At 54.4% G+C, this 5,374-nt stretch carries 2 tRNA genes and 3 rRNA genes; all 5 read left to right on the forward strand.

Going from position 1 to position 5,374, the window contains the following annotated elements:
* Positions 1-138 precede the first annotated feature (138 nt).
* The 5 genes from B447_RS21360 (at position 139) to rrf (ending at position 5,362) form a co-directional block, all read left to right on the forward strand.
* A 16S ribosomal RNA gene (locus B447_RS21360) occupies positions 139-1,675 on the forward strand.
* Between the two features lie 77 nt (positions 1,676-1,752).
* Positions 1,753-1,829: transfer RNA gene (locus B447_RS21365), tRNA-Ile, on the forward strand.
* 27 nt (positions 1,830-1,856) lie between these two features.
* A tRNA-Ala gene (locus B447_RS21370) sits at positions 1,857-1,932 on the forward strand.
* Between the two features lie 311 nt (positions 1,933-2,243).
* Positions 2,244-5,130: ribosomal RNA gene (locus tag B447_RS21375) — 23S ribosomal RNA — on the forward strand.
* Between the two features lie 118 nt (positions 5,131-5,248).
* Positions 5,249-5,362, forward strand: a 5S ribosomal RNA gene (gene rrf / locus B447_RS21380).
* The 16S, 23S and 5S rRNA genes sit together here with 2 tRNA genes alongside, the layout of an rRNA operon.
* The last annotated feature ends 12 nt before the right edge of the window (positions 5,363-5,374 follow it).

The following is a 5,374-nucleotide window of genomic DNA, read 5'->3' on the forward strand; positions in this document are numbered from 1 at the left end:
CGCTCTTTAAAAAATTGAACAACCGATAAGTGTGGGTGCTTGGTGGTTGTGGTCGAAAGCGGCTTCGGTCGTTTTGGTTTCACAATGATTAGGTGCTCATGCTGATTAAAGTCAGTATTTTGAGTACTTTGCTGGATTGAACTTAAGAGTTTGATCCTGGCTCAGATTGAACGCTGGCGGCATGCTTTACACATGCAAGTCGAACGGCAGCGGGGGCTTCGGCCTGCCGGCGAGTGGCGAACGGGTGAGTAATGCATCGGAACGTGCCCATGTCGTGGGGGATAACGTATCGAAAGGTACGCTAATACCGCATACGTCCTGAGGGAGAAAGCGGGGGATCGCAAGACCTCGCGCGATTGGAGCGGCCGATGTCGGATTAGCTAGTAGGTGAGGTAAAGGCTCACCTAGGCGACGATCCGTAGCGGGTCTGAGAGGATGATCCGCCACACTGGGACTGAGACACGGCCCAGACTCCTACGGGAGGCAGCAGTGGGGAATTTTGGACAATGGGGGCAACCCTGATCCAGCCATGCCGCGTGAGTGAAGAAGGCCTTCGGGTTGTAAAGCTCTTTCGGCCGGGAAGAAATCGCGCACTCTAACATAGTGCGTGGATGACGGTACCGGACTAAGAAGCACCGGCTAACTACGTGCCAGCAGCCGCGGTAATACGTAGGGTGCGAGCGTTAATCGGAATTACTGGGCGTAAAGCGTGCGCAGGCGGTTTTGTAAGACAGATGTGAAATCCCCGGGCTTAACCTGGGAACTGCGTTTGTGACTGCAAGGCTAGAGTACGGCAGAGGGGGGTGGAATTCCTGGTGTAGCAGTGAAATGCGTAGATATCAGGAGGAACACCGATGGCGAAGGCAGCCCCCTGGGCCTGTACTGACGCTCATGCACGAAAGCGTGGGGAGCAAACAGGATTAGATACCCTGGTAGTCCACGCCCTAAACGATGTCGACTAGTCGTTCGGAGCAGCAATGCACTGAGTGACGCAGCTAACGCGTGAAGTCGACCGCCTGGGGAGTACGGCCGCAAGGTTAAAACTCAAAGGAATTGACGGGGACCCGCACAAGCGGTGGATGATGTGGATTAATTCGATGCAACGCGAAAAACCTTACCTACCCTTGACATGTCTGGAACCTTGCTGAGAGGCGAGGGTGCCTTCGGGAGCCAGAACACAGGTGCTGCATGGCTGTCGTCAGCTCGTGTCGTGAGATGTTGGGTTAAGTCCCGCAACGAGCGCAACCCTTGTCATTAGTTGCCATCATTTGGTTGGGCACTCTAATGAGACTGCCGGTGACAAACCGGAGGAAGGTGGGGATGACGTCAAGTCCTCATGGCCCTTATGGGTAGGGCTTCACACGTCATACAATGGTCGGTACAGAGGGTTGCCAAGCCGCGAGGTGGAGCCAATCCCTTAAAGCCGATCGTAGTCCGGATCGTAGTCTGCAACTCGACTACGTGAAGTCGGAATCGCTAGTAATCGCAGATCAGCATGCTGCGGTGAATACGTTCCCGGGTCTTGTACACACCGCCCGTCACACCATGGGAGTGGGTTTCACCAGAAGTAGGTAGCTTAACCTTCGGGAGGGCGCTTACCACGGTGAGATTCATGACTGGGGTGAAGTCGTAACAAGGTAGCCGTATCGGAAGGTGCGGCTGGATCACCTCCTTTCAAGAGAACAGACCACGGTCTGCCAAGTATCCACAACTTATCGGTTGTTCAGGCGAAGAGCCTCGAAGCATATGAGAGGGTCTGTAGCTCAGCTGGTTAGAGCACCGTCTTGATAAGGCGGGGGTCGTTGGTTCGAACCCAACCAGACCCACCAAGTCTTTTTGGTTGCTCGACACGAGAGGGGGCTGTAGCTCAGCTGGGAGAGCGGCGGCTTTGCAAGCCGTAGGTCGTCGGTTCGATCCCGACCAGCTCCACCAGAACTCGTGCGGCATGAAAGCAGGTGCTGCAAGTAGGCGTTCGAGAAGTCAGACATGGTGATGGATGTCGTCATGTCTGACTTCTTGATCGATGGGCGACTCGGTTCGAGTCGGTTGTCGGTTGTTTGAGGTTCGCTCTTTAACAAAGTGGAAGAAGTGTAGTACGTACCGAGCCGGTGCGTACTGCAAGTTGTGTGATTGCATTGATCCGGCGCTGAGCTTGTCAGCGTAGTGCTGGATCGCACAAACGAGTTCGTTCCTGTACGAAGGGTCTTCGAGATCGCAAGATCGGAGAGGATCCAAGGTTATAGGATCAAGCGACTAAGTGCATGTGGTGGATGCCTTGGCGATCACAGGCGATGAAGGACGTGTAAGCCTGCGAAAAGCGTGGGGGAGCTGGCAATAGAGCTTTGATCCCACGATGTCCGAATGGGGAAACCCACCCCGCAAGGGGTATCCCAGACTGAATACATAGGTCTGAGGAGGCGAACGCGGCGAACTGAAACATCTAAGTAGCCGCAGGAACAGAAATCAACCGAGATTCCGCAAGTAGTGGCGAGCGAACGCGGAGCAGCCTGCACGACTAAACCATCAGCTTAGCAAAACGGTCTGGAAAGTCCGACGATACAGGGTGATAGTCCCGTATGCGAAAAGCCGGTGGCGGGTCTGAGCGTGCGACAAGTAGGGCGGGACACGAGAAATCCTGTCTGAAGATGGGGGGACCATCCTCCAAGGCTAAATACTCGTGATCGACCGATAGTGAACCAGTACCGTGAGGGAAAGGCGAAAAGAACCCCGGGAGGGGAGTGAAATAGATCCTGAAACCGCATGCATACAAACAGTGGGAGCCTCGTAAGGGGTGACTGCGTACCTTTTGTATAATGGGTCAGCGACTTACGTTCAGTGGCGAGCTTAACCGAATAGGGGAGGCGTAGCGAAAGCGAGTCTGATAAGGGCGACTTAGTCGCTGGGCGTAGACCCGAAACCGGATGATCTATCCATGGCCAGGATGAAGGTGCCGTAACAGGTACTGGAGGTCCGAACCCACTAACGTTGAAAAGTTAGGGGATGAGCTGTGGATAGGGGTGAAAGGCTAAACAAATCCGGAAATAGCTGGTTCTCCCCGAAAACTATTTAGGTAGTGCGTCGTACGGACACTTGCGGGGGTAGAGCACTGTAATCGTTGGGGGGGTCATTGCGATCTACCCCGCGATAGCAAACTCCGAATACCGCAAAGTGATATACGGCAGACAGACATCGGGTGCTAACGTCCGGTGTCAAGAGGGAAACAACCCAGACCGCCAGCTAAGGTCCCAAATGCATGGCTAAGTGGCAAACGAGGTGGGAAGGCATAGACAGCTAGGAGGTTGGCTTAGAAGCAGCCACCCTTTAAAGAAAGCGTAATAGCTCACTAGTCGAGTCGTCCTGCGCGGAAGATGTAACGGGGCTCAAGCCATGAACCGAAGCTGCGGATGTGTCTTTGACACGTGGTAGGGGAGCGTTCCGTAAGCCTGCGAAGGTGTCTCGTAAGGGATGCTGGAGGTATCGGAAGTGCGAATGCTGACATGAGTAGCGATAAAGGGTGTGAAAAGCACCCTCGCCGTAAGCCCAAGGTTTCCTGCGCAACGTTCATCGGCGCAGGGTGAGTCGGCCCCTAAGGCGAGGCAGAAATGCGTAGTCGATGGGAAACAGGTCAATATTCCTGTACCGCTCTTAGATGCGATGGGGGGACGGAGAAGGTTAGCTCAGCCATCTGTTGGAATAGGTGGTTTAAGCGTGTAGGCGTGCTGCGTAGGCAAATCCGCGTGGCTTAGCTGAGGCGTGATGACGAGGATCTTCGGATCCGAAGTGAGTGATACCCGGCTTCCAGGAAAAGCCTCTAAGCTTCAGTCTAAGAGTGACCGTACCGCAAACCGACACAGGTGGGCTGGTAGAGAATACCAAGGCGCTTGAGAGAACTCAGGAGAAGGAACTCGGCAAATTGATACCGTAACTTCGGGAGAAGGTATGCCCCTGGTACGTGAAGGCCCTCGCGGCCGGAGCGGAACGGGGTCGCAGAGAATCGGTGGCTGCGACTGTTTATTAAAAACACAGCACTCTGCAAACACGAAAGTGGACGTATAGGGTGTGACGCCTGCCCGGTGCCGGAAGGTTAAGTGATGGGGTGCAAGCTCTTGATCGAAGCCCCGGTAAACGGCGGCCGTAACTATAACGGTCCTAAGGTAGCGAAATTCCTTGTCGGGTAAGTTCCGACCTGCACGAATGGCGTAACGATGGCCACACTGTCTCCTCCTGAGACTCAGCGAAGTTGAAATGTTTGTGAAGATGCAATCTCCCCGCGGCTAGACGGAAAGACCCCATGAACCTTTACTGTAGCTTTGCATTGGACTTTGACGGGACTTGTGTAGGATAGGTGGGAGGCTATGAAACCGGGACGCCAGTTCCGGTGGAGCCAACCTTGAAATACCACCCTGGTGTCGTTGAGGTTCTAACCCAGGCCTGTGAATCCAGGTCGGGGACCGTGCATGGTGGGCAGTTTGACTGGGGCGGTCTCCTCCCAAAAGGTAACGGAGGAGTACGAAGGTCACCTAGGTACGGTCGGACATCGTACTGATAGTGCAATGGCAAAAGGTGGCTTGACTGCGAGTCCAACAAGACGAGCAGGTGCGAAAGCAGGTCATAGTGATCCGGTGGTTCTGTATGGAAGGGCCATCGCTCAACGGATAAAAGGTACTCTGGGGATAACAGGCTGATTCCGCCCAAGAGTTCACATCGACGGCGGAGTTTGGCACCTCGATGTCGGCTCATCACATCCTGGGGCTGTAGCCGGTCCCAAGGGTATGGCTGTTCGCCATTTAAAGTGGTACGTGAGCTGGGTTTAAAACGTCGTGAGACAGTTTGGTCCCTATCTGCCGTGGGCGCTGGAAGTTTGAGAGGGCCTGCTCCTAGTACGAGAGGACCGGAGTGGACGCACCCCTGGTGTACCGGTTGTGACGCCAGTCGCATCGCCGGGTAGCTATGTGCGGAAGAGATAACCGCTGAAAGCATCTAAGCGGGAAACTCGCCTCAAGATGAGACTTCCCCGGGGCCTCGAGCCCCCTGAAGGGTCGTTGAAGACCACAACGTTGATAGGCCGGGTGTGTAAGCGTGGCAACACGTTCAGCTAACCGGTACTAATTGCCCGTGTGGCTTGATCCTATAACCTTCAACACAAAACGAACTCGACTCTCTGGTGACAGCATCAACACACCAGACAATCACACAACACTTCTTCCTAACTTTGCTTCAGCTCAATACGCTGAAGAACAAGTCAAAGTCTGACGACCATAGCTGTGTGGAACCACTCCTTCCCTTCCCGAACAGGACCGTGAAACGCACATGCGCCGATGATAGTGAGGTCCGCCCTCGTGAAAGTAGGTCATCGTCAGACTAACCCACAAAA

The organism is Thauera sp. 27 (genome assembly GCF_000310125.2).
Classification (GTDB): Bacteria; Pseudomonadota; Gammaproteobacteria; order Burkholderiales; family Rhodocyclaceae; genus Thauera; species Thauera mechernichensis.